Below are 26,291 nucleotides of genomic sequence, written 5' to 3'. Positions count from 1 at the left end.
AAGGGAGAAAGCCGATGCGCCACGCCATCCTGATGCTGCTCTTGTCCGTCGGCCCCGCGCTTGCCTCTTCCGAGGCCGAGTGGGAACAGTTCCGCAAGGATGTCGAGACCGCCTGTTCGGCGCTTGCCCCCCAAGAGGGCGAGACCATGATTGAGGTCAACCCCTTTGGCTCGGAAAGCTATGGCGCGGCTTTGCTGATTACCGCCTTTGAGGATGGGGCGGCTGACCGCTATGTCTGCATCTATGATAAACAGGAAAAGACCGCCGAGCTGACCGCGGCCTTTACCCCGCCGCAAGAGGTGACGATGCCCGAGGCTGATCCGGTCGGCAATGTCGCCCCGGCCGAGGATACCCGGACCGACGCGCATCTGGTCAAGCCGTAAGCTTTAGCTGTCCAGTCCGACCAGGGCGCGGGCAAAATCGCTGGCGTCAAAGGCGTCCAGATCGTCGATCTGTTCGCCGACGCCGATGGCATGGATCGGCAGGCCAAAGCGGTCGGCCAGCGCCACCAGCACGCCGCCGCGCGCCGTGCCGTCCAGCTTGGTCATCACCAGACCCGACACATCGGCCAGCTTTTGAAAGATCTCGACCTGGCTCAGCGCGTTCTGGCCCGTGGTCGCGTCCAACACCAGCAGGGTGTTATGCGGGGCTGACGGGTCCTTTTTGCGGATGACGCGGACGATCTTTGCCAGCTCTTCCATCAGGTCCTGACGGTTTTGCAGCCGTCCGGCCGTGTCGATCATCAACAGATCCGCGCCCTCGGCCTCGGCCTTGGTCATGGCGTCAAAGGCAAGGCTTGCAGGGTCGGACCCTTCGGGCGCGGTCAGCACCGGCACGCCGGCGCGCTGGCCCCAGACCTGTAATTGCTCGACGGCAGCGGCGCGGAATGTATCGCCTGCGGCGATCACGACATTCTTGCCCGCCGCTTTGAACTGGCTGGCAAGCTTGCCGATCGTCGTCGTCTTGCCCGAGCCGTTAACGCCCACCACCAGAACCACCTGCGGCCGTTTGGGATAGACGGGCAGGGGCTTGGCCACCGGCGTCATGATGCGGGTGATCTCATTGGCCAGCAGCTCTTTCAGCTCGGTCGCCGAGACGCGACGGCCCATGCGGCCTTCAGCGATATTGGCGGTGACGCGCAGCGCGGTCTCGACGCCCATATCGGCCTGGATCAACATCTCTTCCAGCTCTTCCAGCATCGCATCGTCAAGCTCGCGCCGGGGTTCGGCGGGGGCTGTGGTGCGGCCAAACAGACGACCCAGAACGCCGGGCCGGATCTCGGCTTCAGCCGCCGGGGCGGTGTCCGGTGCCGGGGCAGGGGGCGCGGCTGGGGTTGCCGGGGCGGGGGCCGGTTCGGAAGCCGGTGGCTGGGTCTGTGCAGCTCCGTCCGAGACGATATCCTCCAGCCCCGCGCCGATCTTCGACGAGGATCGCGTCAACCGGTCGCGCAGCTTTGAGAAAAACGACATGCACCCATCCTTCTGTCTGTCGGGCCAGAGACTAGGCAATCTTGGCCCAAAGGAAAAGGGCGCCCCGCAAGGGACGCCGCTTGTTTCGACCAGATATTCCGCGGGGATATCTTCCTCGCCGGGGGCCTGAGATCAGGCTTTGCCCAGATAGATATCGACCAGCTTTTGCAGCATTTGCAGCGCATCTTCGCGCGAACGCTGGAAGCTGTTGCGGCCGATGATCGAGCCGTTGCCGCCGCCGTCACGGATGGCGCGAGCGTCGTCGTAAACCGCATCCGCGCCCTTGGCAGCACCGCCCGAGAACACCACCAGACGGCGGCCGTTAAAGGCGGCCTGCATGCAGTGTTCGACCCGTTTGGCCTGGGTCGAAATGTCGATACCCTTGGATTCATAGACTTTTTTGGCCTCGGGCAGCTCAAGGTGATCGGTCGAGAGTTTGATCTTGATGATATGCGCACCGATCAGGGCCGCGATCTGGGCTGCATAGGCCGCGATGTCGATCGCAGTTTCGCCGTCTTTCGAGATCGCTTCGCCGCGCGGATAGGACCAGATCACGGTCGCAACACCCTTGGCGGCGGCTTCGCGGCGCATCTCGACGATCTCTTCGATCATGTCCAGCGCCATGTCGCTGCCCGGGTAGATGGTAAAGCCGATGGCCGCGCAGCCCAGCCGCAGCGCATCATCGACCGAAGCGGTGATCGCCTGGTTCTTGCCGGCGGTGTCCGACATCAGCGAGTTGGCCGAGTTCACCTTGAGGATGGTCGGGATCTGGCCGGCAAAGGTGTCGGCACCTGCCTCGATCATGCCCAGCGGCGCGGCATAGGCGTTCAGCCCGGCGTCGATGGCGAGCTGATAGTGATAATGGGGGTCGTAGCCGGCAGGGTTCGGGGCAAAGCTGCGCGCCGGCCCATGTTCGAACCCCTGGTCCACGGGCAGGATGATCATCTTGCCGGTGCCGGCCAGTTTGCCGGTCATCAGCATGCGGGCCAGTTGGGCCTTCACGCCCGGTGCTTCGCCTTCATAATTGGCGAGGATCTTGCGGACGGTATCGGTCATCTGCATCGGGAACTCCATTTCTGACTTGAGGCGGTGATTAGCAGACCGGTTGGCAAGGGCAATTCAGATTGCGCTAACGGCGCATCTGTCAGGCCGGACCCCGCCTGCCTGTCGGGAAAGAAGGCACAGTGCGTGCCATTTTTGTCGGGGTTTGGCCACGATTTCTGCCGCGCCGGGTTTTCCCCTGCCTGTGACCATCCAGGAGATTCGCAAGGGGGCGTGCCGGGATGCGGGGCTGACAGATAGGAAAAAAGGGGCCATTGCGGCCCCTGATCCCATCCTTGCGGTTTCAGCGCTTCTGCAAGGCAGCGACGCCGGGCAGTTCCTTGCCCTCCATCCACTCAAGGAACGCGCCCCCGGCGGTCGAGATAAAGGTAAAGCTGCTTGCCACGCCTGCCTTGTTCAGGGCTGCCACCGTATCGCCGCCACCGGCGACCGAGATCAGCTTGCCTTCCTGCGTCAGGCGGGCGGCCTCTTGCGCAGCGGCATTGGTCGCTGCGTCAAAGGGCTGAATCTCAAAGGCGCCAAGCGGGCCGTTCCAGATCAGCGTGCGGCTGGTGTCAAAGACTTCGGTGATCCTGGCCACCGTTGCCGGACCAGCGTCCAGGATCATGGCATCGGCCGGGCAGGCATCCGCCGCCACAGTCTCATTCTCGGCACCTGCCTTGAACTCGCGCGCGACAACCACGTCCACCGGCAGGTGAATTGTGCATCCGGCTTGTTCCGCCTTGCCCAGAATCTCACGCGCTGTATCGGCCATGTCGCGTTCGGCCAGAGATTTGCCGACCTCGATCCCCTGAGCGACGAGGAAGGTGTTTGCCATACCGCCGCCGATGACGAGGTGATCGACCTTTTCGATGAGGTTGCCGAGCAGGTCGAGCTTGGTCGAGACCTTGGCGCCCCCGACCACCGCGACGACCGGGCGCTGCGGATTGCCAAGCGCGGCGTCCAGCGCCTTCAGCTCGGCCTCCATCAGCCTGCCGGCGGCGGCGGGCAGCAGCCGCGCGATCCCTTCGGTCGAGGCATGGGCGCGATGCGCGGCCGAGAAGGCGTCGTTAACATAGGCCTGCCCCAGCGCGGCCAGAGAGGCGGCAAAGGTCGGGTCGTTGCTTTCCTCGCCCGGATAGAAGCGGGTGTTTTCCAGCAGCAGCACATCGCCCCTGGCCAGATCGGCGACGGCACGTTTCGCCGGGCCGCCGATTGCCTCTTCCGAGAATTTCACCGGCTGGCCAAGCGCCTTTTCCAGCGTCGGAACGACGACTTTCAGGCTCATGCTGTCGACGCGTTTGCCTTTGGGGCGGTCGAAATGGGCCAGCAGCACCGGGATACCGCCCCTGGCCTGAATATCCTTGACGGTCGGCACGATCTTTTCGATCCGGGTAGCGTCGGTGACCTGACCATTTTCGACCGGGACGTTCACGTCCACGCGGACAAGCACCACCTTGCCGTCAAGATCCAGGTCGTCGATCGTGTTGAAATCCGCCATGCTCTCGTCCCTTTCATGCTGGGCTCCGCCGCCCCGGCGCTGTTTTCCTGCATCATGACATTTTCGTCAACCAGCGCCGGCGGGGGATCGCCTCGGCAAATGGTGGCGTTGTCTGGGCGGGGCGAAACGCTTATGCCTTTGCCCAAGCCATCAGAAGGAGACCCCCATGGCCGAGATCAAGGATCCCGAGAACACGGTCATCATCGAGCTGAAGGACGGCCCGGTGGTGATCGAGCTGCTGCCCGATGTTGCGCCGAAACATGTCGATCGCATGAAAGAGCTGGCCCGCGCCGGGAAATATGACAACGTGGCCTTTCACCGCGTGATCGAGGGCTTCATGGCCCAGACCGGTGATGTCGAACATGCCAATATGGAAAACGGCTGGAACCCCTCGCGCGCGGGGACCGGCGGTTCGGACTTGCCGGACCTGCCGGCCGAGTTCTCGCGCCTGCCGCATGACCGTGGCACGCTGGGCGCGGCGCGGTCGATGAACCCGAACTCGGCCAACAGCCAGTTCTTCATCAACTTCAAGGACAACCACTTTCTGAACGGCCAATACACCGTTTACGGCCGCGTCATCGAGGGGATGGAGCACGTGGACCGCATCGCTCGCGGCGAGCCGCCGGCGAACCCCGACCGGATGATCTCGGTAAAGGTGGCGGCCGATGTTGCGTAAGGTTCTGCTTTCCGCATCGCTGATGGCTGGCATGGCCGCCCATACCGCCATGGCCGAGGGGCTGCCGGGGGTGACCGACGGTCCGGGGCCGAACCTTGTGATCGAGGTTGCCGATTCCAAGGGTAATCCCAAGGGCCGCATCGTGCTGGACCTTTATAACGACAAGGCCCCGAAACATGTCGAGCGTCTGGTGACGCTGGCGAAATCGGGTGCCTATGACGGGGTGGTCTTTCACCGCGTGATCGACGGCTTTATGGCCCAGACCGGCGATGTCGAGTTCGGCAAGCACGGCGGCGACACCGCCCGCGCCGGCATGGGCGGTTCGGACCTGCCTGACCTGAAAGCCGAGTTCAACGATGTCAGCTTTCAGGCTGGCACCGTGGGCATGGCCCGTTCGCAGGACCCGGACAGCGCCAACAGCCAGTTCTTTATCGACCTGGCCCCGGCGACCTTCCTTGACGGGCAATATACTGTGGTTGGTCAGCTGATCGACGGCTGGGATGTGCTTAACGCGGTCAAAAAGGGCGATCCGGCCGCCAATGGCGCGGTGGTCGATCCTGATTACATGGTCAAGGTGACGGTCGCGGAATAAAACCGCCAACAGACCCGAAAGCCCCGCCTGTGCGGGGCTTTTTTGTCGGGAGATATCTGCCCGGACAGCCTGAGGCGTTTCAGCCGCTGCTCTGCGCCCATATTCCGTTAACCCTCGGGCGGGTTCGTAACGCTGTCATTGCCGAGAAGCATTCGTCATGACGGACCCGATCACATCATTCACAGCCGCAAACAAGGTTGCATGGGATGCGTCCGCCTCGTTGCACGGGCAGGGAGAGGGATGGAAGCGACTTTTAGAGCAAGCCGCCCAGCCAGGATTTTCCGTGTTGGATCAGGTGCTGACAGGGACAATCCAGACCCTTGGCCTTGATGGAAACCGGCGGTTCAGGCGGGACGCAATAGTGCCCGTGAACTGCTATCGCTGGTGTCACCAGGCATTCAGCCGTCGGCAGGTATAGATCAGTCAGGCGCTTTTCTTGGGCAGGCGAGGCTTCTTGCAGCGGAGGCTGGCCTGAAACCTCGCCTGATCAAGGCTGATATATATATGGTCTGCCAAAGGACATCGGCACCTTTGATCTGGTTCTGATCGCAATTGGCGTGCTGAACTGGATGTCCGACCTTCATAGGTTTTTCAGATCGTCGCCAAGCTTCTTTCTCCGGGTGGCCATCTGGTAATTTATGAAACCCGCCCTGCCATGCAAATGTTCGACCCAGACAGCGCCACGCCGCATGAGCCTGCTATCTGCTATTCCCATAAAGACCCGATCAAAGAGGACGGCCTGATCTCATATGACGGCATAGATTATGGCGCTGGTGCCACTGGTTACTGGTTTTTACATACGCTTGGCGAAATCGTGACGCCTGTGCCGTGGCCGGACTGGCTATTACGTCACTAAAGGAATTCGGACACTCGATACGGGAACCCGGATATGACATTTATGAGGGGTGAGAGGCGCCGATCCCCATGACCTATCTTTTGCAGGCAAAGAAGGCGTGAGAAACCTCGGCTGCATCACGGCAATCGCCCGAAACCGCCATCGCGCCGCCTGAGGCGCAGGGCAGAGACCTCATTTCCTCTGAACGGAGAGCCCGTTGACGACGCTTTACATTGATGCCGACGCTTGCCCGGTCAAGGCCGAGGCCGAACGGGTCGCAACCCGGCTGCGCGTGCCAATGGTGCTGGTCTGCAATGGCGGATTGCGGCCTCCGGCCAATCCGCTCGTCTCGCTTGTGATCGTGTCAGAAGGGCTGGACGCAGCGGACCGGTGGATCGCCTCGCATTGTGGGCGGGGCGATGTGGTGGTGACCTCTGACCTGCCTTTGGCGGATCGCTGCATTAAGGCCGGGGCGCAGGTGGTGCAGCACGACGGCGAGGTGCTGACCGCGACGAATATCGGTCCCAGGCTGGCGACGCGCGATCTGATGCAGGATATCCGCGCCGCCGATCCCTTTCATCAGGGTCGGGGCGGAGGTTTTGGCAAGCCCGAGCGGGCGCGCTTTTTGCAGGCGCTGGACAGGGTGATGGCGGCGGCGCTGCGCGCAGGCTGAGGCGTCGCGATTCACCCCATGGACAGCGGGCCGCGAGAATGATTTGAGTTTCCTTTATGTTTACACGCCGCCTTGCCCCTTACTGGGCCACCTTTTTCATCATCCTTCTGGCTGCGGCCTGGTTACTGTGGATCGGACGCGAGCCGATCTGCAAATGTGGCCATATCAAGCTGTGGTATGGCCAGACCATGACCTCTGAAAATTCGCAGCATATCGCGGATTGGTACACGCCCTCTCATATCATCCACGGCATCCTGTTCTATGCGGGACTATGGCTGGTTGCGCGCCGGATCAGCTTTGGCTGGAGACTGGCCATCGCCACGCTGGTCGAAGCGGCATGGGAGCTGGTCGAGAACTCGGATGCGATCATCGAACGCTATCGCTCGGTGACCATCTCGCTCGATTATTATGGCGACAGCGTGCTGAACTCGGTCGCGGATATTCTGGCGATGGTGCTGGGCTTTATGCTGGCCTCGCGCTTGCCGGTCTGGGCCTCGGTCCTGCTGGTTCTGGGGTTCGAGGCGCTGACTACCTGGCTGATCCGCGACGGGCTGATCCTGAATGTACTGATGCTGGTCTGGCCGCTTGAGGCGGTGCGGGTCTGGCAGGCGGGCTAAGGGCGGGGTGATGAAAAAGGCCGGCGTTTCTGCCGGCCTTTTGGGTTATCCCATTTGCACCATACGGTGCTTTTTCTTGCCGACCGAGACCTTGAGCCCATCCCCGATCAGCGCCGCGTCAACCGCAAGCAAGGGGTCCGAGACAGCCTCGTTGTTCAGCCGCAGCCCGCCTTCGGCGATCAGGCGCTTGGCCTCTTTGCCCGAGGTGGTGATGCCGGTCTGGGTCAGCAGCTGCACCACCGTCAGCCCGGCCGCCAGAGCGTCGGGGCTGACCGTCACCACCTCAAGATCGCCGCCGGCGCCACCCTGTTCAAAGACCTGACGTGCGGTGGCTTCGGCGCTGGCGGCGGCCTCGGCCCCGTGCAGCAGCGTCGTCACCTCATTGGCAAGGATGATCTTGGCGGCGTTGATTTCCGACCCGGACAGCGCGCCCAGACGGTTGCACTCATCCACCGGCAGCTCGGTATAAAGCTTAAGGAAGCGGCCGACATCGGCATCGGTGGTGTTGCGCCAGAACTGCCAGAACTCATAGGGCGACAGCATCGCGCCATTCAGCCAGACAGCCCCGCCCGCCGACTTGCCCATCTTGCGCCCGTCCGAGGTGGTCAGCAGCGGCGAGGTCAGGCCCCAGATCTCGGCGTCGAGCACCCTGCGGGTCAGGTCGATCCCGTTGACGATATTGCCCCACTGATCCGAGCCGCCCATCTGCAGCCGGCAGCCATAGCGGCGGTGCAGTTCAAGAAAGTCATAGGCCTGCAGGATCATGTAGTTGAATTCGAGGAAGCTTAGCGACTGTTCGCGGTCAAGCCGGGACTTGACCGATTCGAACGACAGCATCCGGTTCACGCTGAAATGCCGGCCGATGTCGCGCAGGAAATCGAGGTAGTTCAGACTATCCAGCCACTCGGCGTTGTTGAGCATCATCGCGCGCCCCTCGCCATAATCGAGGTAGCGGGCAAAGACCTGCTTCATACCGGCGATGTTCTCATCAATCTGAGTGGGCGTCAGCAAAGGACGCTCTTCCGAGCGAAAGCTCGGATCGCCGATCTTGGTGGTGCCGCCGCCCATCAGGGTGATCGGACGGTTGCCGGTTTTCTGGAACCAGCGCAGCATCATGATGTTCAGCAGGTGCCCGACATGCAGGCTGGCCGCGGTCGCGTCATAGCCGATATATGCCGTCACCGCTCCGTTGATCAGGGCCTCATCCAGCGCCTGCAGGTCGGTGCAGTCTGCCAGATAGCCACGCTCGATCATCACGTTAAGAAAATCGGATTTGGCACGATATGTCATGGGCTGTTCCTTTCCACTGGCGCGGATATACCGGGGGAAACAGCGAAGGGAAAGCGCGATGATCCGGGCGCTGGGGATGATGTCGGGAACCTCGCTTGACGGGGTGGATGCGGCGGTGATCGAAACGGACGGTCAGCGTATCGCTGGTTTTGGTCGCAGCACGTGGCGCGGTTATTCGGATAATGAGGCGGGGTTGCTTCACGCCGCGCTTGGGCAATGGCCGGGCGGGCCTGATGTGGCCGAGGCCGCTGCGCTGTCCGTTGCGGCCCATGCGGCCTTGGCCGAAACCTTTCCCGAGGCCGAGCTGGTCGGCTATCACGGCCAGACGCTTGCCCATGATCCGGGCGGTCGTGGCACACATCAGGCCGGAGACGGCGCGGCACTCGCGCAACTGCTTGACCGGCCCGTGGTGTGGGATTTCCGTTCCGAGGACGTGCGACAGGGCGGCGAAGGCGCGCCCCTTGCCCCCTTTTTCCACTGGGCCTGCGCGGAATGGGCAATGGGGCAGGGGCTTTTGCCGCGCGCGCCGGTTGCGTTTCTGAACCTTGGCGGCGTAGGCAACCTGACACTGGTTGATCCAGCCGCTGCATCGCCCGAGGCACCTGGGGCCTGTATTGCCTTTGATACCGGCCCCGCCAATGCGCCGATAAATGACCTGATGCGCGCCCGTCACGGGCTGGCAAGGGATGAGGGCGGTCAGCTTGCGTTGCAAGGCACGCCCGACGAAGAGGTTATCGCCCGTTTCCTGTGCGATCCCTATTTTGCCCGACCGGTGCCCAAATCGCTTGATCGCGACGCCTTTCCCGCTCTGGTGGCCGAGGTCGCCGGGCTTTCGGATGCCGATGCGGCGGCGACCCTGACCCATGCGGCGGCGGCGGCGGTGGCGGCGGGGCTGGCGGCGCTGACCCCGGTGGAACGGGTGCTTGTCTGCGGTGGCGGGCGTCACAATGCGGCGATGATGGCGGCGCTATCTGCAAGGCTGCCTGCCCATGTCGCGCCGGTCGAGGACGCGGGGCTCGACGGGGACATGCTTGAGGCGCAGGCCTTTGGCTGGCTCGCAGTGCGGGTGTTGCGGGGGCTGCCGACCTCGGGTCCTGGCACCACGGGTGCACCCGGGCCGGTTTGCGGTGGTCGCATCAGCCATCCGCGCCGTCGCTAAAACGGGACCGGGTGACGCCACCGCTCACGGGCGGATTTCCGCCTTGTGATCATTCCAGCACCACTCTGGGGGGAACGATGCCTCTGACAGGGGCGTTGGACGAACGTAATGACGGCGCGTGCGCCGTTCGAGACAACGACAACCGGAAAGGACAACGTCCATGAAACCTCTTGTCATTGCTGCCACCACGCTGGCCCTTGCCGGTCCTGCCTTTGCGCAAACCGAACCGGCGACGCCGCCCGTGACCCCGGCCGAGCAGGCTCAGGACGCCGCTACCGCAGCCGAGAATGCTGCTGATCAGGCCATGCAGGCCGCCGAAGACGCTGGCGCTGCCGCAGCCGATGCGGCAGACGATGCTGCCGGGGCTGCTGCTGAAGCGGCGGCCGAGGCAGGCGATGCCGCGGGTCAGGCCGCGGATGCCGCCGCCGACGCTGCGGCCGAGGCGGGTGACGCGGCCGCCGATGCTGCGAATGACGCTGCGGATGCCGCGACCGGGATGGGCGATGCGGCTGCGGATGTCGCCACTGATGCGGCCGAGGATGCTGCCGCGGCGGCTGATAGCGCCGCTGACGCCGCCGCCACTGCTGCGGACGACGCTGCTGCCGCGGGAGAAGCGGCTGCCGAGGCTGTGGTCGCTCCGCCCGACGTCAATCCGCCCGCGATTTCCGAGGCTGATCCCGGCGTGTTGTCGAGCTGGCTGACCAGCCGTCGCATCTGGACCACCAACCAGCCCTCGACCACCGAATGGGTTGATCCTGCGGTCGAAGAGCGTCCGGCCGAATGGCAGGACATCGCCAAGGTGAACGATATCGTGCTGGATGATTCGGGTCAGGTCGTCGGCTATATCGCCGATATCGGGGGCTTTTTGGGAATCGGTGCCAAGAAAGTGCTGCTTGGCAAGGATGCGATCCATCTGGTGACCATCGGCAATGACACTTTCTTTGCCACCAATTACACCAAAGCCGAGCTCGAGGCGCTGCCCGATTTCGACGTAAAGACCGTGCGAAAGTAAGGCCGCACACCTTTTCTGACACAAAGCGGGGCGCCTTTCGGGGCGCCCATTTGTTTTTTGCACAAGATCGGCCTTGACGCCACGCGCCCCCATGCGTAAACCCCCTCGCACCCCGGACGGCGATCCGGGGAAAGTGGTCTGCGCGGTTGTAGCTCAGTTGGTTAGAGTACCGGCCTGTCACGCCGGGGGTCGCGGGTTCGAGCCCCGTCAACCGCGCCACCACCACATATATCGCCGAAACGATGCGCGGTTGTAGCTCAGTTGGTTAGAGTACCGGCCTGTCACGCCGGGGGTCGCGGGTTCGAGCCCCGTCAACCGCGCCATCTTCTCTCTGATATCCCAGAATTTTTTCGATCCGCGCAAGTACTGCCTTGCTACAGGTTTTCCGCCGCCTGCAGGCGTGAACGGCGACAGCGTTTGCCACGCTGAGGTTGTCGCTAGGGGCTTTTCAAGCCGTCCCAATTCCCTATGCTGGCCCCCAAGCACGACGGAGGACGCCATGGCACGCGGAATAGATTACGGCGGAATGATGCATCGGGCCATGCAGCGGCTGATTGCGGATGTGCTGGACTCGGTGGCGCGTGAGGGGCTGCCCGGTGAGCATCATTTCTTTATCACTTTCGACACCCGCGATTCGGACGTGCAGATGGCTGACTGGCTGCGCGAGCGTTACCCCGAGGAAATGACCATTGTGTTGCAGCACTGGTTTGACAACCTCTCGGTAACGCCGGATGGGTTCAGCGTCACGCTGAACTTTGGCAACTCGCCCGAGCCGCTTTACATCCCCTTTGACGCCCTGCGGACCTTTGTGGACCCCTCGGTCGAATTCGGCCTGCGGTTTGAAAACCACGAAGAAGACGAGGATGAAGAGGAAGAGGCCGAAGAGGCCACCCCCGAAAAGCCCGATGACGATACTCCAAAGGGCGGTGCCGAGGTGGTCAGCCTCGACAAATGGCGCAAATGATTCCGCACCAGCCTGAACGTCACATCACTGTAACGGCCAGGTAATAAAGGCGGAGACCGGCTTGCTAGCAGGAGGTTTCCGCTTGTCCGATCTGTCGCTGTTTCTTGGCCAATTCCTTCGCCGTCCCTCTGAAATCCGTGCCATCGTTCCAACCGGGCGCGCAGCCGCGAATGAGATGGCGCGGCCCGTCACCCGGCAGATGGAGGCCGTGGCCGAAATCGGCGCGGGCACCGGCACAATCACCCGCGCCATTCTTGCATCGGGCCTGTCCCCTGAACGGCTGGAGCTTTATGAGCTGAACGCCGCGTTCTGCGACCGGCTGCGCCAACGCTTTCCCCGTACCGTTGTCCACAACCTGCCTGCGCAAGAGATGGTCAACGTCGGGTACCGGGAACTGGATGCAGTGATCTCGGGCGTGCCGACGTTGCTGATGCCTGATGCATTGCAAGCGGCAATCGTAGGTGCGGCATTGTCGAGGATGAAACGGGGCGCGCCTTTCGTGCAGATCACCTATGGTCCGCGGCCCCCGCTGTCCGAGGTGGTGCGGGCGCGCTTTAACCTGACCCATGTGAAAAGCCCTAGAATCTGGGCGAATTTGCCCCCAGCCCGCGTCTATGTCTTTCGTCAGGGAGCGTGAGCGCTAACTGCATACTTTCGCATACTATTTGCGAATCTGGCGCTTCGGGGCTACAAGGCCGGCAAAATCGCAAGGGGTATCCGACATGACCAAGACCCGCACCGAAACCGACAGCTTCGGCCCGCTGGAGGTTCCTGCCGACAAGTACTGGGGGGCGCAGACGCAGCGTTCGATCCTGAACTTTCCGATCGGCTGGGAAAAACAGCCTGTGCCGATCATCCGGGCGCTGGGCATCATCAAACAGGCCGCGGCCGAGGTGAACATGGCCATGGGCAAGCTGGACCCGGCGATCGGCAAGGCCATGGTGCAAGCTGCCTCGGAAGTGGTTGCAGGCAAGTTTGACGACAACTTCCCGCTGGTCGTCTGGCAGACCGGTTCGGGCACCCAGTCGAACATGAACGCCAACGAGGTCATCAGCAACCGCGCCATCGAAATCCTTGGCGGCGAGATGGGCTCGAAAAAGCCTGTTCACCCGAATGATCATGTGAACATGGGGCAGTCGTCGAACGACACCTTCCCGACGGCCATGCATGTGGCCATCGCCCTTCAGGCACGTGACGTGCTGCTGCCCGGTCTGGAAAAGCTGCACAAGGCGCTGGTCGCCAAGGCCGAGGAGTTCAAGGACATCATCAAGATCGGACGCACCCACACCCAGGATGCGACGCCGCTGACGCTGGGTCAGGAATTCGGCGGCTACGCCCACCAGGTCGCCAAAGGGATCGAGCGTGTGAAAGCCGCGCTTGGCGATATCTATGAACTGGCGCAGGGCGGTACGGCGGTCGGCACCGGGCTGAACACGAAAAAGGGCTGGGACACGTCCATCGCGGCCAAGATCGCCGAGATCTCGGGCCTGCCCTTTGTCACCGCCCCGAACAAGTTCGAGGCTTTGGCGGCCCATGACGCGATGGTCATGTTCTCGGGCGCGCTCAAGACGGTGGCGGCATCACTGTTCAAGATCGCCAACGACATGCGCCTGCTGGGTTCGGGGCCGCGCTCGGGTCTGGGCGAACTGATCCTGCCCGAGAACGAGCCCGGCTCGTCGATCATGCCGGGCAAGGTGAACCCCACCCAGGCCGAGGCCCTGACCATGGTCTGCGCCCATGTGATGGGCAATGATGCTGCCGTCGGTTTTGCCGGCAGCCAGGGCCATTTCGAACTGAACGTCTATAACCCGATGATGAGCTACAACGTCCTGCAAAGCATGCAGCTGCTGGGCGATGCAGCCTCGTCCTTTACCGATAATATGGTCGTCGGCACGCAGGCGAATATCGCCCGCATCGACAAGCTGATGAAGGAATCGCTGATGCTGGTGACGGCGCTGGCTCCGACCATCGGCTATGACAATGCGACCAAGGTGGCCAAGACCGCGCATAAGAACGGCACCACTCTGCGCGAAGAGGCGATCAACCTGGGCTTTGTCGATGGCGAAACCTTTGACCGGATTGTCCGCCCCGAGCAGATGATCGGTCCGGAAGACTGAAATTGACCAGCCCGGATTCCGGCAAGGTCATCAACCTGCGGGCGGCGCGTAAAACCGCCGCCCGTGCGGCTGCGCGTCGCCAGGGTGAAGAGAACGCAGCGAAATTCGGCCGCAGCAAGGCGGCCCGGCTGGCCGAAGAACAGGCGGCCGAACGTATGGCCCGTCATCTTGACCAGCATCGCCGCGACCGGCCAGAGGACGCCAATGACTGATCGGCCGCCGCTGTTGCTGCCGGTCCTGACGGCCCCGGTCAAACGCTCGGTCACCATTGGCGGGCATCGCACCTCGGTCAGTCTGGAAGAGGGGTTCTGGCGCGAGCTGCGCGATCTGGCCCGTGAGAGCCAGCGCACTACCGCCATGCTGATTGCTGAAATCGACGCTGCGCGCCCGCCCGAAGTGGGGCTTGCCACCGCGCTGCGGTTATATGTGCTGGCCGCGCTAAGGCAAAAGCTTGCAGGACTGGGGAGTGCTGACTAAAAGCGCCTGCAATACATCCACAGGATTTGGACAGAACCATGGCAGGCCATTCCAAATGGGCGAACATCCAGCACCGCAAGGGGCGGCAGGATGCGATCCGCTCGAAGCTGTTCTCAAAGCTGGCCAAAGAGATCACCGTCGCCGCTAAGATGGGCGATCCCGACCCGGAAAAGAACCCGCGTCTGCGGCTAGCGGTCAAAGAGGCCAAGACGAACTCGGTCCCCAAGGACGTGATCGAGCGCGCGATCAAGAAATCGCAAGGCGGCGACGCCGAGAACTATGACGAAATCCGTTACGAAGGTTACGGCCCGAACGGCATCGCCATCATCGTCGAGGCGATGACGGACAACCGCAACCGCACCGCATCGAATGTGCGCAGCTATTTCACCAAACATGGCGGCGATCTGGGTCAGACCGGCTCGGTCAGCTTCATGTTCGACCGCAAGGGCGAGATCTTTTACAAGCCCGAAGCAGGGGACGCCGATACGGTGATGATGGCCGCGATCGAGGCCGGGGCCGAGGACGTCGAAAGCGATGAAGATGGCCACTGGATCTACACCTCGGATACCGATCTGGCCGAAGTCTCGCAGGCGCTTGAGGCCAGTCTTGGCGAATCTGAACACTCCAAGCTGATCTGGAAACCGCAGGCCCCGACCGAGGTCGATCTGGAAACCGCCCAGAAACTGATGAAGCTGATCGAGGCGCTGGAGGACGACGACGACGTCCAGAACGTCACCGGGAATTTTGACATTCCCGAGGATGTCGCCGCCCAGCTTTGATCCTTTCCCTGCGTCGGAAAGTCAAAACGGATCAGGGTCGCAGGTCTGCTGCGGCCCTTTTTCTTATCTCGGCGGTCAGAGGGACGAGTGCCGGGGCCATGGCGCGCTGCACATGCCAGTACAGCGGCACGTCCAGCGGCAGATCAGGGCGCAAAGGCTGCATGCGGCCTGCACGTAGCGCCAACTCAGCCATGGTTTCGGGAATCATGCCCCAGCCAAGGCCAAGCTCGACCGCGCGGGCAAAGGGCTCGGATGCCGGGATCAGGTGGCCCGGGACATGCAGCCTGCGGCCGGTGGCAAGCTGTACCCAGCGCGATTGCAGCGCATCCTTGGCATTAAAGATGATGGCCGGGGCGGTGCGCAGGCTGGCCTCGGTCACGCCGTCGGGGAAATAACGGGCGATGAAATCGGGTGTCGCCAATGCGAGATAGCGCATATTTCCCAAGGCGATTGCGTCACAACCCGGTACCGGTACCGGCTCGGATGCAATCGCGCCCGAGACCTGGCCCTGCCGCAGCCAGTCGCGGGCATGGTCCTGATCATCGACCACCAGATCGTAAAGCAAGGGCAGCGCCGTCAGCACGGGCAGAAACCAGGTCGCAAGACTGTCGGCGTTCACCGCAAGCCGCAGCACCGCCGGCCCGCCAGCCGGGCGCAGACTGGCCGCGAGTGTGCTTTCCAACAGTCGCACCTGATCCAGATGCTGCATCAGTCGCAAACCTGTTTCGGTCCCTGTCGCGGGTGGTCCGCGATGGATGAGCACCTGTCCCAGCCGCTCTTCCAGCCCTTTGATGCGCTGCGACACGGCTGAGGGCGTTACGCCCAGTGCCGTTGCCGCCGCTTCGAAACTGCCGCGGCGGATGATTTCGGCAAGGGCGGACAGGGCCGCGTAGTCCATCATTAGAATACCTGAATCTACATAAGGATTTTGAGTTTGCCTGAACGACAGCCTTGGAGCAAGACAACGGGCACAAAGGAGAAAACCATGAGTGCCTATCTTGCCGGTCTGGGAACCGGGCTGTCGCTGATTGTTGCCATCGGGGCGCAGAATGCCTTTGTGCTGAAACAGGGGCTGATGCGCCGGCATGTGCTGGCGACCTGCGCATTCTGCGCGCTTTCGGACGCCATCCTGATCGTTGCAGGGGTGATGGGGGCAGGGGCGCTTGCTGCCCGGGCGCCGTGGTTTTTGCAGGCCATGCGCTGGGGAGGGGCGGCTTTTCTGATCATCTATGGCGCGCGTGCCTTTCGTGCCGCATGGCGGGGTGGCGAGGCCTTGCAAGCCGGGTCGGGAAGGACGGCCGGGCTGGGGGCCACGCTGCTGGTGCTGGCAGGGCTGACCTGGCTGAATCCTCATGTCTGGCTGGACACTGTGGTGCTGCTGGGCTCGGTCTCGGCTTCATGGGATAGCAAGGCGGGCTTTGCGTTCGGGGCTGCCTCGGGCTCGGTGCTGTTCTTTTTCGCGCTCGGCTATGGCGCGCGTTGGCTGTCCCCGCTGTTTGCGCGCCCGGTCGCGTGGAGGGTGCTTGACGCGCTGGTGGGGGTCATCATGTGGTCAATTGCGCTGGGGCTGATCCTTAAAGGCTGAGCCTTGCGCTGCCCCGTCTTAGAGGGCAAGGCTGGCCGGATGATCAGGCTTTCTCAAGTCACTCGCAGCGAGTTGTCGGGTATCCTGTGGATGCTGACAGCTGGCCTGTGCTTTGTCGGTGTCAATGGCGCGGTGCGTTGGCTGGGGCAGGACCTGCCCGCTGCTGAAAACGCCTTTATCCGCTTTGCCTTTGGCCTGTTGTTCCTGATCCCGGTACTGTGGCCGGCGCTGCGACAGGGTTTTGCGCCGCGTGTCTGGGCGCTGTTCACCCTGCGCGGGGCGCTGCATGTTGTGGCGGTGATCCTGTGGTTCTATGCCATGGCTCGTATCCCGGTGGCCGAGGTCACCGCCATTGGTTTCTTAAACCCGATCATGGTGACGCTGGGCGCGGCCCTGCTGATGGGAGAGCGGATTTCCTGGCGGCGGGGGCTGGCCATCGGTGTGGCGCTGGCGGGGGCGATGATTGTGCTGCGCCCCGGCTTTCGCGCGCTTGAATCGGGGCATTTCGCCCAGCTTGGTGCGGCGCTGACCTTTGGTTCTTCTTATCTGGTGGCGAAGCGGTTGTCAGAGCTGGTGCCGGCAACCGTAGTCGTAGCGATGATGTCGCTGACAGTCTGCGTCGGTCTTGCACCGATTGCGGCCCTGGTCTGGATACAGCCGACGCTGGTGCAATATGCCGTGCTGGCCTGCACGGCGGTCTTTGCGACGGCCGGGCATTATGCGATGACCCGCGCCTTTGTCGCTGCGCCGCTGACAGTCACCCAGCCGATAACCTTTTTGCAGCTGATCTGGGCCAGCCTGCTTGGGGCGCTGGCCTTCGGCGAGCCGGTCGAGATCTGGGTGCTGCTCGGTGGCGCGATCATGATCGGTGCGATCAGCTATATCACCTGGCGCGAGGCGCGGTTGCGTCAGCGCGCGATCACACCTTTGGCGGGCGCGACGCGGGAAAGCTGAACATGCCCCCACAATCGCGCCGCCAAGGGCGGTCTTAATGCTCGACAGCCCCGCCGCCTTTGCCGGGCTGGGCGACCAGCCGCGACATGATCCCTTGCCGCGTCACCCGCCCGCCGCCCTGCAGGGGCAGGGCATCTGCCTCGGTCTCGGTCATGTGCTGGATGATTTCGCGCACCGGGGTTTCGCGGTCGAGGGGCTCACCCGGGGCATCGCCGCCTTCGGCCACGTCCTCGGCTGTCAGCACTGCCAGAGGGTTCATATGGGCTACGAAGTCCTCGACATAGGCGTCGACCGGATTGGCGATGATTTCGCGCGCGGTGCCGACCTGAACGATGCGGCCGCCCTCCATCAGCGCAATGCGGTTGCCGATACGGAACGCTTCATCAAGGTCATGGCTGACAAAGATGATAGTGCGGCGGAAACGTTCCTGCAGTTCCAGCAGCTCATCTTGCAGCCGGTTGCGGATCAGCGGATCAAGCGCCGAAAAAGGCTCGTCCATCAGCAGGATCGGCGCTTCGGTTGCAAAGGCGCGGGCAAGGCCGACGCGCTGTTGCATCCCACCCGACAGATCACCGACCTTGCGTTCGGCCCATTCAGTAAGGCCGACGGTCGCAAGCTGCGCATCGACGCGCTTGCGGCGTTCGGAGACCGGGATGCCCGCCAGTTCCAGCCCCAGCCCGACATTTTCGCGCACCGTGCGCCAGGGCAACAGGCCGAACTGTTGAAACACCATGGCGATACGTTCGCGCCGCAGTCGCCGCAGTTCGGCCCCCGAGGCTTTCGTGACCGAGGCCATGCGGTCCCCGTCCCAGATCCGCACCTCGCCGCGGCAAACCGCGTTAAGCCCGTTCACTGCCCGCAAAAGCGTGGATTTGCCCGAGCCGGACAGGCCCATGAGCACAAGGATTTCGCCCTCGCGCACGGTAAGCGAGCAGTTGTGCACGCCAAGCACCTGACCGGTTGCGGTTTTGATCGGGCCGCGATCAAGCCCCTGATCCATCAGCGGCAGAGCAGCCTGGGGCGAGTCCCCAAAGACGATATTTACATTGTCGAATTCGACGGCATTGCGGGCGGCTTGCATGTCTTTCGTCGTCCCCTCAGTCATCGCGTTCCCTTACCCGCAACATGCGGTCCAGCATGATGGCGACCACCACGATGATGGAGCCGCTTTCAAAACCCAGCGCGGTGTTCACGCTGTTAAGCGCCCGTACCACCGGCACGCCCAGACCCGAGGCGCCGACAAGCGCCGCGATGACGACCATGGAAAGCGACAGCATGATGGTCTGGTTCAGGCCGGCCATGATCTGGGGCAGGGCCGAGGGCAGTTCGACTTTCCACAAAAGCTGGCGGGGGGTTGCGCCAAAGGCGGTGCCTGCCTCGACAAGTGATTGTGGTGTCGAGCTGATGCCCAGATGGGTCAGCCGGATCGGCGCAGGCAGTACAAAGATCACCGTGGCGATCAGGCCGGGCACCATGCCGATGCCGAAAAAGACGATGGCGGGGATCAGATAGACAAAGGTCGGCAGCGTCTGCATCAGGTCCAGAACCGGGCGCATCCATGCGTAAAGCCGGGGCCGATGTGCGGCAGCGATACCCATGGGTACGCCGATTGCCATGCAAACCACGCAGGCCGACAGCACCAGCGTCAGCGATTGCATCGTCGGATCCCAATACCCTTGGTTCAGGATAAAGAGAAAGCCCAGAGCGACCAGCAGGCAGGTCTTCCAGCTGCGTTGCAGGACCCAGGTCAGGGCTACAGCCAGCAGCGTAAAGATCAGCGGATGGGGGAATTCAAGCGCATGCAGAATGCCGTTGATCAGCCCGTCAAGCACTCGTGAGATGAAGTTGAAGACCACCGCGGCATGGGCGTTCAGCCAGTCAAAGATCGCCTTGGCGGTCTTGCCCACCGGGATCTTTGTGTCGGTCAGATATGCGGTCAGTTGGTCCATGCGTCCCTTTCTTTCTGCCAACGGGGATGATCAGACGCCCGGACGCCGCCCTGAAAAATCAGGCTGCGACAGTGTGGCTCGGGCGGGAACTCCCGGCAAGGGTGGATGAAGAATAGTAGTAAAGGCGGGGCAGGGCGGCCAGGGAGACGGGGCCCGCCCTGCCGTCCCTTACTTGGACAGGGCCGCTTCCAGCGCCGCAATGGCATCGCCGCCATCAACGGTGGTCACACCCTCAAGCCAGGGTTTGGCTGCATCGGGGTTCGCCTTCAGCCATGTGCTGGCCGCTTTCATGGGATCGGAACCGTCGTTCAGGATCAGGCCCATGACCTCGCTTTCCATCGGCAGGGTGAATTCGAGGTTTTGCAGGAATTTGCCCACATTGGGACATTTCTCGACATAGCCGGCGCGGATATTGGTATCGACACGGGCACCGCCGAAATCAGGGCCAAAGACATCATCTCCGCCGCCCAGATAGGTCATCTGGAACTGCGTGTTCATCGGATGCGGTTCCCAGCCCAGAAAGACCACCGGTTTGCCCGAACTGTCGGCGCGGGCGACCTGGGCCAGCATCCCTTGTTCGCTGCTTTCGACCACTTCGAATGTGCCAAGGTCAAATTTGTTTTCGGCCACCATTTCCAGCAGCAGGCGGTTGCCGTCATTGCCGGGCTCGATCCCATAGATTTTGCCGTCCAGCGCGTCCTTATGAGCGGCGATCTTGCTGAAATCGTCGATGCCGAGTTCGGCGCCGGCCTTGTTGGTCGCCAGCGTATATTTCGCCCCGGTCAGGTTTGAGCGCAGCACCTCGACCGTGCCGGCGTCGCGATAAGGTTTGATATCGTTTTCCTGACTGGGCATCCAGTTGCCCAGAAAGACGTCCACGTCATCCTTGGCCATGGCCGTATAGGTGACGGGCAGGGACAGGATCTTGGTCTCGGTCTCATATCCCAGTGCTTGCAGGACGTTTGACGCCAGCGCCGTGGTGGCGCTGATATCGGTCCAGCCGACATCCGAAAAGACGATCTTGCGGCACTCGGCGGGTTCTTCTGCCGCTGCCGTTCCTGCCGTGGCGAGCGAAGCTACGAGCCCGGCAGCAAGGGCGGCGGTGGTGCGGCGAAATGTCATCTTGTTCTCCCTGGTTTGTTGACTGGTGCGTCAATTAAGGCTTTTATTGATTGACGAGTCAATCAAAGATCTGCCAGATGCGGGTCTTCCACGCGAATTTTGAAGCCGAACGGCGAAATGGTATCCTGAGCATGCCCAAAGTTGGTGCAGAACCTATCCGAAAGGCCGCATTAATCAACGCCGCTATCGTCACAGTGGGGCGAGCGGGCTCGCTTGATGTGACCGTGGCGCAGATTGCGCGCGAGGCTGGGATGTCCTCGGCGCTGGCCCATCACTATTTCGGTTCGAAAGAGCGGATCTTTCTCGCCGCAATGCGACATATCCTGACGCAATATGGCCTTGCGACCCGCGCGGCGCTGCGTGGGGCGACAGTCCCGCGTGAGCGTCTGAACGCCATCGTGGCGGCCAGTTTCGACAGTGTGAACTTTGAACGCGACACCATTGCCGCCTGGCTGAATTTTTACGCGCTGGCGCTGGTCGAACCCGAAGCGGCGCGCCTTTTGCGCGTCTATCACCGGCGGCTCAACTCGAACCTGATGGTGGCGCTGCGGCCTCTGGCGGGCGAGGGGGCCAGGCGCATTACCCGTACTCTTGGGGCGCTGATCGACGGGCTTTATCTGCGCGCGGCGCTTTCGAATGACGCGAATGCCGCCGTCGCTGAACGTATGACATTGGACTATCTGGAAAAGGTGCTGCCATGAGCCATGACGCGCAACCGCAGGCGAGCCTCTATATCGACGGCGCCTATGTCGAGGGTGAGGGCGAGGCGCTGCCCGTTCACTATCCCTATACCGGCGAGACGATTGCCACCCTGCGCGAGGCGAGCCGCGATCAGGTTGCCCGCGCCACCGCCGCCGCAGCAGCAGCCCAGCCGGCATGGGCAGCCCTGCGCCCGGTTGAGCGTGGCCGGGTGCTGATTCGCGCTGCTGCGATCATTCGTGAGCGTGCCGAAGAACTGGCCCGGCTGGAGACGCTGGATACCGGCAAACCCATTCAGGAAACCCGTGTCGCTGACTGGCCTTCGGGGGCGGATGCGCTGGAATATTTCGGCGGGCTTGCTCCCACTGTCACCGGGCAGATGATCCCGCTTGGCGGTGATTTCGTTTATACAATCCGCGAGGCCTTGGGGGTCTGCGCCGGGATTGGTGCGTGGAATTATCCCAGCCAGATCGCCTGTTGGAAAGCCGCGCCGGCGCTGGCGATGGGCAATGCGATGGTGTTCAAACCCAGCGAGGAAACGCCGCTTGGCGCGTTGAAACTGGCCGAGATCTTGACCGAGGCGGGCTTGCCCCCTGGCATTTTCAATGTGGTGCAAGGGCGCGGCGCTGTGGGTGCAGCACTGGTGACGGACCCGCGTGTGGCCAAGGTTTCGCTGACCGGATCGGTCGCAACGGGCCAAAAGGTCTATGCCGCCGCAGCCGAGGGCATGCGCCATGTCACCATGGAGCTTGGCGGCAAGTCGCCGCTGATCGTTTTTGACGACGCCTCTCTTGATGATGCGGTGGGTGCGGCGATGCTGGCGAACTTCTACTCTTCGGGGCAGATCTGTTCGAACGGGACGCGTGTCTTTGTTCAGCGCGGTATTCTGCCGGCATTCCTTGATCGGCTGGCCGAGCGTGCGGGCAAGATCAGGATCGGCGATCCTTTGGATGAAGAAACCCAGCACGGTCCTATCGTCAGCCCGGCACAGGCCGCCAAGATTCGCGCGGCAATCGAGCGCGGCCGTGAGGAAGGCGCCCGGCTGGTCTGCGGCGGCGCGGGCGAGGGGGCATTCATCCCGCCGACAGTCTTTGCCGATGCCAGTGACGAGATGTGGATCGTGCGCGAGGAAATCTTTGGGCCGGTCATGTCGGTTCTGTCTTTTGAGACCGAGGAAGAGGCGGTTGCGCGCGCCAATGCCTCACCCTACGGGTTGGCAGCGGGGGTCTTTACCCGCGATCTGGCGCGCGGACATCGGGTTGCGGCGGCGCTTGAGGCAGGGACGACCTGGATCAACGCCTATAACCTGACCCCGGTAGAGGCGCCCTTTGGCGGGGTCAAGCTGTCCGGGATCGGGCGCGAGAACTCGGCGGCGGCCATCGAGCATTATTCGCAACTGAAGTCCGTCTATGTCGGCACGGGAGGGGTTGATGCGCCTTACTGACCGGCGTCGCGCCTGTGCTCGCGCAGGCATGGATATTTTTACACGGAAGAAATCAGCAGGTTTGGCCAAGGAGGGACAGGCATGATCCCGGATTATGTGATCGTCGGTGCAGGTTCTGCCGGCTGCGCGCTGGCCTATCGCCTGGTGATGGCGGGCAAGCGCGTTGATATCATTGAATATGGCGGCAGTGACATCGGCCCCTTTATCCAGATGCCTGCGGCGCTGTCCTATCCTATGAACATGCGCCGCTATGACTGGGGCTTTTCGACCGAGCCTGAGCCGCATCTGGGCGGGCGGCGGCTGGTGACCCCGCGCGGCAAGGTGATCGGGGGGTCCTCTTCTATCAACGGCATGGTTTTTGTGCGTGGCCATGCCAAGGATTATGATTTCTGGGCTGAAAGCGGTGCGAACGGTTGGGCCTATGCCGACGTGCTGCCCTATTTCAAACGGATGGAAACCTCGCACGGGGCGGTCAGCGATTATCGCGGCACCGAGGGGCCGCTGCATGTAACGCGTGGTTCACGCAAGAACCCGCTGTTTAACGCATTCATCCGTGCCGGACGCGAAGCCGGCTATCCGATGACCGAAGATTACAACGGCGCCCGTCAGGAAGGCTTTGGCGCCATGGAGGCGACGATCTGGGAGGGCCGGCGCTGGTCGGCGGCCAATGCCTATCTGCGCCCGGCGCAGGAAACCGGCCTTTTGCGCCTGCGGCGCGGCCTTGCTCAGCGGATTATTATCGAGGACGGCCGGGCGGTTGGTGTTGAGGTTAAAAATACGCGTGGTATCAATGTATTCCGCGCAAAACATGAAGTGATACTTTCAGCAAGCTCGATCAATACGCCCAAGTTGCTGATGCTGTCGGGTATCGGCCCGGCCGAGCATTTGCGCGAGCATGGAATTGAGGTTCTTGCGGATCGCCCAGGCGTTGGTGCGAACTTGCAGGATCACCTTGAGATCTACATGCAATATACTGCGACCAAGCCGGTCACGCTTTACAAGCACTGGAACCTTTGGGGGAAGGGCTCGATCGGGGCGCAATGGCTGGCGACCGGGACCGGGCTTGGCGCCTCGAACCAGTTTGAAAGCTGCGGTTTTATCCGTTCGCGCGCCGGGGTCGAATATCCCGATATTCAGTATCATTTCCTGCCGCTTGCCGTGCGTTATGACGGGAAAGCAGCGGCCGAGGGGCATGGTTTCCAGGTCCATGTCGGGCCGATGCGTTCAAAATCGCGCGGCACGATCCGGCTGAAATCGGCCGATCCCAAGGAGGCGCCCGAGATCCGCTTTAACTACATGTCGCACCCGGACGACTGGGCTGAATTCCGTGCCTGCGTTCGGCTGACGCGCGAGATTTTCACCCAGCCTGCCTTTGCCGAATACAAGGGCTATGAGATCCAGCCCGGCGAGGCAGTGGTGTCGGACGAACAGATCGATGCATTCATTCGCGACCATGCAGAGTCGGCTTTTCATCCTTGCGGTACGGCACGGATGGGGCGGGCGGATGACCCGATGGCGGTCGTTGATCCTGAATTGCGGGTGATTGGCGTCGAGGGGCTGCGGGTTGCCGACAGCTCGATTTTCCCGCGCATCACCAACGGCAACCTCAACGCCCCTTCGATCATGACCGGCGAAAAGGCTGCCGATCATATCCTAGGGCAGGGAATGTTGCCGCGGCTGAATCTTGGGCCGGAAATCCCGGCGGATTGGCAGGAAAAGCAACGTACCGAATGGGTTACGGGCGCTTCTTCGAGTCTTTAATCAAATCGGCAAGCCCGGCAAAGGGCTTGCGCGGCTCTTCTTTTTCTTCTTTGGGTTCAGGGGCGTCGAGAGCGGCCCCCCGGGCGCGGGGATAAAGAGGCAGAGCCAGTGTCAGCGCCTCGACCATGATTGCCTCGACGTCGATGAACTGGCCAAGGGGTTCGACATCCTCGTCCGGCATCTCGACCTCTTCGCCTTCGGGCGAATCGACATGGGGCGAGAACAGGCGGTGGACCTCTTCCTGCAGATTCGTCGCCACCGGAGCGAGTGTGACCACACAGGGTTGTACGACGCGCGCCGAAAGCGTCCCGGTCACCTCCCAACTGTCATTCGCGATGGCGCGAATGCTGCCGGAAAAGCGCAGCCGGGGCAGGGCATTGATTCCCAACTCATCCGCCAGCGCATCGCGGGTGGTGCTATCTGGGGCCAACGCGAACTCGGTCGGCTGCCGGGGGTTCAGATGCGCCACGCGGAAGCGGCTCTGCGGGGCTGGGGAAGTGGTCATCGGTGGCCTTTCGCGGGCAAATCTGCCCTTGGTCTGGATATTCTTGAGCGTGAGGCACGAGTTTGCTAAGCCGGTCGAGCGGCGTCAACAGGCGCGTAAGGGGACAGAGAGAAGATGAAGATTTCCAGGCGGCAACTCATGGGTTTTGCGTTGGCCGCACCTCTTGGCCTTTCCGCCTGTCAGGCCACTTATCGCAACCATGGTTATGTTCCCCCCGAGGAGCAGCTGGCCCAGGTCGTTGTTGGCCAGACCACGCAAGCCGATATCGAGGGGCTGCTGGGCCGGCCCTCGGCGCAGGGGCTGTTGACCGGCTCGGCCTGGTATTACGTCGGCTCGCGCTGGCAGTTCTACGGTCCGCGTGAACCGCGCGAGATTGACCGTCAGGTCGTGGCCGTCAGCTTTGCCGAGAATGGCGTTGTCAGCAACGTCGAGCGGTTTGGGCTTGAGCGCGGGCAGGTCGTGGTGCTGTCGCGTCGCGTCACCGATGCGGGTGTGAGCAGCCTTGGCCTGATCCGTCAGCTGCTGGGCAACGTTGGTCGCGTGCAGGCCAGCGACTTCCTGCGCGACTAGACCCAAGGCAAGGTCCGATGTGCGAGGGGGTGGCGCCGTCAGGGCGCCCCTTCGCCGGTCTCGCCTTCGGGCACAAAGCGCAGCGCAACGCCGTTGATGCAATAGCGCAGCCCGGTGGGCGGAGGCCCGTCGGGAAAGACATGGCCCAGATGTGCGTCGCAGCGATGGCAGCGTACCTCGGTGCGGATCATGTCGTGGCTAAGGTCCAGATGTTCGTCGATATTGCCGCCGGGTCGTGAAAAACTGGGCCAGCCGCAATGGCTTTCGAACTTGGCATCCCCCTCAAAAAGCCGCGCCCCGCAGCATACGCATGCGTAATGTCCAGGGCCGTTGGGAAAGCCCGGATGGGAAAAGGGCCGCTCGGTCCCGGCCTGCCGGGTGACGCGATAGGTCTCGGCGTCCAGCTCGGCCCGCCACTCGGCGTCAGTCTTAAAAATCCGGTCTGCCATCTTCCTGTTCAATCCTGCTTTGCTGTTGTTACAAGATAGGTGCAGGATGGG

30 protein-coding genes and 2 tRNA genes are annotated in these 26,291 nt (G+C 62.5%); 22 read left to right on the top strand and 10 right to left on the bottom strand.

Annotation, left to right across the window (positions count from 1 at the left end):
- Positions 1-14: 14 nt before the first annotated feature.
- Positions 15-383 (top strand): hypothetical protein, encoded by a 369-nt coding sequence (locus tag F8A10_RS07350; RefSeq protein WP_010392597.1) that lies wholly within the window; start codon positions 15-17, stop codon positions 381-383.
- Positions 384-386: 3 nt separating this feature from the next.
- On the opposite strand, the gene ftsY is transcribed toward F8A10_RS07350, so the two are convergent.
- The 3 genes from ftsY to F8A10_RS07335 form a co-directional block, all read right to left on the bottom strand.
- Positions 387-1,469 (bottom strand): signal recognition particle-docking protein FtsY, encoded by a 1,083-nt coding sequence (gene ftsY / locus F8A10_RS07345; RefSeq protein WP_152366996.1) that lies wholly within the window; start codon positions 1,467-1,469, stop codon positions 387-389.
- 132 nt (positions 1,470-1,601) lie between these two features.
- Positions 1,602-2,531: a class I fructose-bisphosphate aldolase gene (locus F8A10_RS07340; RefSeq protein WP_085501122.1), complete on the bottom strand. Its 930-nt coding sequence runs from the start codon at positions 2,529-2,531 to the stop codon at positions 1,602-1,604.
- A gap of 283 nt (positions 2,532-2,814) precedes the next feature.
- Positions 2,815-4,011, bottom strand: a complete 1,197-nt coding sequence (locus F8A10_RS07335; protein WP_010392592.1) for a phosphoglycerate kinase — start codon at positions 4,009-4,011, stop codon at positions 2,815-2,817.
- Positions 4,012-4,177: 166 nt separating this feature from the next.
- Here F8A10_RS07335 and F8A10_RS07330 point away from each other — a divergent pair, with 166 nt between their 5' ends.
- The 5 genes from F8A10_RS07330 (at position 4,178) to F8A10_RS07310 (ending at position 7,404) form a co-directional block, all read left to right on the top strand.
- Positions 4,178-4,687: a peptidylprolyl isomerase gene (locus F8A10_RS07330; protein ID WP_010392591.1), complete on the top strand. Its 510-nt coding sequence runs from the start codon at positions 4,178-4,180 to the stop codon at positions 4,685-4,687.
- Positions 4,688-4,709: 22 nt separating this feature from the next.
- Positions 4,710-5,279: a peptidylprolyl isomerase gene (locus F8A10_RS07325; RefSeq protein WP_369750402.1), complete on the top strand. Its 570-nt coding sequence runs from the start codon at positions 4,710-4,712 to the stop codon at positions 5,277-5,279.
- A 655-nt stretch (positions 5,280-5,934) separates the two neighbouring features.
- On the top strand, positions 5,935-6,135 hold the full coding sequence (locus F8A10_RS21385) for a hypothetical protein (protein ID WP_227493352.1): 201 nt from the start codon (positions 5,935-5,937) through the stop codon (positions 6,133-6,135).
- Between the two features lie 196 nt (positions 6,136-6,331).
- The gene (locus F8A10_RS07315) at positions 6,332-6,787 is read left to right on the top strand and encodes a YaiI/YqxD family protein (RefSeq protein WP_152366995.1); all 456 of its coding nucleotides are present in this window, start codon (positions 6,332-6,334) and stop codon (positions 6,785-6,787) included.
- Between the two features lie 56 nt (positions 6,788-6,843).
- Positions 6,844-7,404 (top strand): DUF2585 domain-containing protein, encoded by a 561-nt coding sequence (locus F8A10_RS07310; protein WP_010392585.1) that lies wholly within the window; start codon positions 6,844-6,846, stop codon positions 7,402-7,404.
- Between the two features lie 45 nt (positions 7,405-7,449).
- Here F8A10_RS07310 and tyrS read toward each other — a convergent pair whose 3' ends face one another.
- Positions 7,450-8,694, bottom strand: a complete 1,245-nt coding sequence (tyrS, locus tag F8A10_RS07305; protein WP_010392584.1) for a tyrosine--tRNA ligase — start codon at positions 8,692-8,694, stop codon at positions 7,450-7,452.
- A 58-nt stretch (positions 8,695-8,752) separates the two neighbouring features.
- Here tyrS and F8A10_RS07300 point away from each other — a divergent pair, with 58 nt between their 5' ends.
- From F8A10_RS07300 to F8A10_RS07255, 10 genes are all read left to right on the top strand, one after another.
- Entirely contained in the window at positions 8,753-9,853 is a 1,101-nt protein-coding gene (locus F8A10_RS07300; protein WP_152366994.1) for an anhydro-N-acetylmuramic acid kinase, read from the top strand.
- A gap of 160 nt (positions 9,854-10,013) precedes the next feature.
- On the top strand, positions 10,014-10,865 hold the full coding sequence (locus F8A10_RS07295) for a PRC-barrel domain-containing protein (RefSeq protein WP_152366993.1): 852 nt from the start codon (positions 10,014-10,016) through the stop codon (positions 10,863-10,865).
- A gap of 142 nt (positions 10,866-11,007) precedes the next feature.
- A tRNA-Asp gene (locus F8A10_RS07290) sits at positions 11,008-11,084 on the top strand.
- 27 nt (positions 11,085-11,111) lie between these two features.
- Positions 11,112-11,188, top strand: a tRNA-Asp gene (locus tag F8A10_RS07285).
- 176 nt (positions 11,189-11,364) lie between these two features.
- Positions 11,365-11,829, top strand: a complete 465-nt coding sequence (locus F8A10_RS07280) for an SspB family protein (RefSeq protein ID WP_029371339.1) — start codon at positions 11,365-11,367, stop codon at positions 11,827-11,829.
- A gap of 82 nt (positions 11,830-11,911) precedes the next feature.
- On the top strand, positions 11,912-12,466 hold the full coding sequence (locus F8A10_RS07275; RefSeq protein ID WP_010392575.1) for a class I SAM-dependent methyltransferase: 555 nt from the start codon (positions 11,912-11,914) through the stop codon (positions 12,464-12,466).
- A gap of 85 nt (positions 12,467-12,551) precedes the next feature.
- Entirely contained in the window at positions 12,552-13,946 is a 1,395-nt protein-coding gene (gene fumC / locus F8A10_RS07270; protein WP_010392574.1) for a class II fumarate hydratase, read from the top strand.
- Between the two features lie 2 nt (positions 13,947-13,948).
- Positions 13,949-14,158 (top strand): DUF4169 family protein, encoded by a 210-nt coding sequence (locus tag F8A10_RS07265; protein WP_010392572.1) that lies wholly within the window; start codon positions 13,949-13,951, stop codon positions 14,156-14,158.
- Positions 14,151-14,423: a ribbon-helix-helix domain-containing protein gene (locus F8A10_RS07260; RefSeq protein WP_010392570.1), complete on the top strand. Its 273-nt coding sequence runs from the start codon at positions 14,151-14,153 to the stop codon at positions 14,421-14,423. Before F8A10_RS07265 ends, F8A10_RS07260 begins: the two co-directional genes overlap by 8 nt.
- Before the next feature lie 38 nt (positions 14,424-14,461).
- Complete coding sequence (locus tag F8A10_RS07255) at positions 14,462-15,202, top strand: YebC/PmpR family DNA-binding transcriptional regulator (RefSeq protein ID WP_010392569.1); 741 nt, start codon at positions 14,462-14,464, stop codon at positions 15,200-15,202.
- A gap of 31 nt (positions 15,203-15,233) precedes the next feature.
- Here the strand turns inward: F8A10_RS07255 and F8A10_RS07250 are convergent, their stop codons facing one another.
- A complete protein-coding gene (locus F8A10_RS07250; protein ID WP_152366992.1) occupies positions 15,234-16,103 on the bottom strand; it encodes a LysR family transcriptional regulator ArgP in 870 nt (289 codons plus the stop codon).
- A gap of 84 nt (positions 16,104-16,187) precedes the next feature.
- On the opposite strand from F8A10_RS07250, the gene F8A10_RS07245 reads away from it, so the two are divergent.
- Both F8A10_RS07245 and F8A10_RS07240 read left to right on the top strand, forming a co-directional pair.
- Positions 16,188-16,787 (top strand): LysE/ArgO family amino acid transporter, encoded by a 600-nt coding sequence (locus F8A10_RS07245; RefSeq protein WP_152366991.1) that lies wholly within the window; start codon positions 16,188-16,190, stop codon positions 16,785-16,787.
- Positions 16,788-16,826: 39 nt separating this feature from the next.
- Positions 16,827-17,741 (top strand): DMT family transporter, encoded by a 915-nt coding sequence (locus F8A10_RS07240; protein ID WP_227493351.1) that lies wholly within the window; start codon positions 16,827-16,829, stop codon positions 17,739-17,741.
- Positions 17,742-17,775: 34 nt separating this feature from the next.
- Here F8A10_RS07240 and choV read toward each other — a convergent pair whose 3' ends face one another.
- The 3 genes from choV to F8A10_RS07225 all read right to left on the bottom strand — a co-directional run bounded on the left by choV (position 17,776) and on the right by F8A10_RS07225 (position 20,812).
- Positions 17,776-18,846 carry a choline ABC transporter ATP-binding protein gene (choV, locus tag F8A10_RS07235; RefSeq protein WP_227493350.1) on the bottom strand — a complete coding sequence of 357 codons (1,071 nt, stop codon included), beginning with the start codon at positions 18,844-18,846 and terminating at the stop codon, positions 17,776-17,778.
- On the bottom strand, positions 18,839-19,690 hold the full coding sequence (gene choW, locus F8A10_RS07230) for a choline ABC transporter permease subunit (protein WP_010392559.1): 852 nt from the start codon (positions 19,688-19,690) through the stop codon (positions 18,839-18,841). Before choW ends, choV begins: the two co-directional genes overlap by 8 nt.
- 168 nt (positions 19,691-19,858) lie before the next feature.
- Positions 19,859-20,812 carry a choline ABC transporter substrate-binding protein gene (locus tag F8A10_RS07225; protein ID WP_010392557.1) on the bottom strand — a complete coding sequence of 318 codons (954 nt, stop codon included), beginning with the start codon at positions 20,810-20,812 and terminating at the stop codon, positions 19,859-19,861.
- 131 nt (positions 20,813-20,943) lie between these two features.
- Here F8A10_RS07225 and betI point away from each other — a divergent pair, with 131 nt between their 5' ends.
- The 3 genes from betI (at position 20,944) to betA (ending at position 24,716) form a co-directional block, all read left to right on the top strand.
- Complete coding sequence (gene betI / locus F8A10_RS07220; RefSeq protein WP_029371329.1) at positions 20,944-21,513, top strand: transcriptional regulator BetI; 570 nt, start codon at positions 20,944-20,946, stop codon at positions 21,511-21,513.
- Positions 21,510-22,955: a betaine-aldehyde dehydrogenase gene (gene betB, locus F8A10_RS07215; RefSeq protein WP_010392553.1), complete on the top strand. Its 1,446-nt coding sequence runs from the start codon at positions 21,510-21,512 to the stop codon at positions 22,953-22,955. The genes betI and betB overlap by 4 nt, the downstream gene beginning before the upstream one ends.
- Positions 22,956-23,036: 81 nt before the next feature.
- Positions 23,037-24,716: a choline dehydrogenase gene (gene betA / locus F8A10_RS07210; protein ID WP_152366990.1), complete on the top strand. Its 1,680-nt coding sequence runs from the start codon at positions 23,037-23,039 to the stop codon at positions 24,714-24,716.
- Here betA and F8A10_RS07205 read toward each other — a convergent pair.
- The gene (locus F8A10_RS07205; RefSeq protein ID WP_152366989.1) at positions 24,691-25,221 is read right to left on the bottom strand and encodes a YceD family protein; all 531 of its coding nucleotides are present in this window, start codon (positions 25,219-25,221) and stop codon (positions 24,691-24,693) included. The genes betA and F8A10_RS07205 overlap by 26 nt on opposite strands.
- Before the next feature lie 138 nt (positions 25,222-25,359).
- Here F8A10_RS07205 and F8A10_RS07200 point away from each other — a divergent pair, with 138 nt between their 5' ends.
- Entirely contained in the window at positions 25,360-25,791 is a 432-nt protein-coding gene (locus F8A10_RS07200; protein ID WP_010392547.1) for an outer membrane protein assembly factor BamE, read from the top strand.
- A gap of 38 nt (positions 25,792-25,829) precedes the next feature.
- Here the strand turns inward: F8A10_RS07200 and msrB are convergent, their stop codons facing one another.
- The gene (msrB, locus tag F8A10_RS07195) at positions 25,830-26,240 is read right to left on the bottom strand and encodes a peptide-methionine (R)-S-oxide reductase MsrB (RefSeq protein ID WP_010392546.1); all 411 of its coding nucleotides are present in this window, start codon (positions 26,238-26,240) and stop codon (positions 25,830-25,832) included.
- Between the last annotated feature and the right edge of the window lie 51 nt (positions 26,241-26,291).

It is taken from the genome of Paracoccus kondratievae, assembly GCF_009301415.1.
GTDB lineage: Bacteria > Pseudomonadota > Alphaproteobacteria > Rhodobacterales > Rhodobacteraceae > Paracoccus > Paracoccus kondratievae.
The sequence above is the reverse complement of the archived record's forward strand: the minus strand, read 5'-3'. Positions and strand labels throughout refer to the sequence as shown.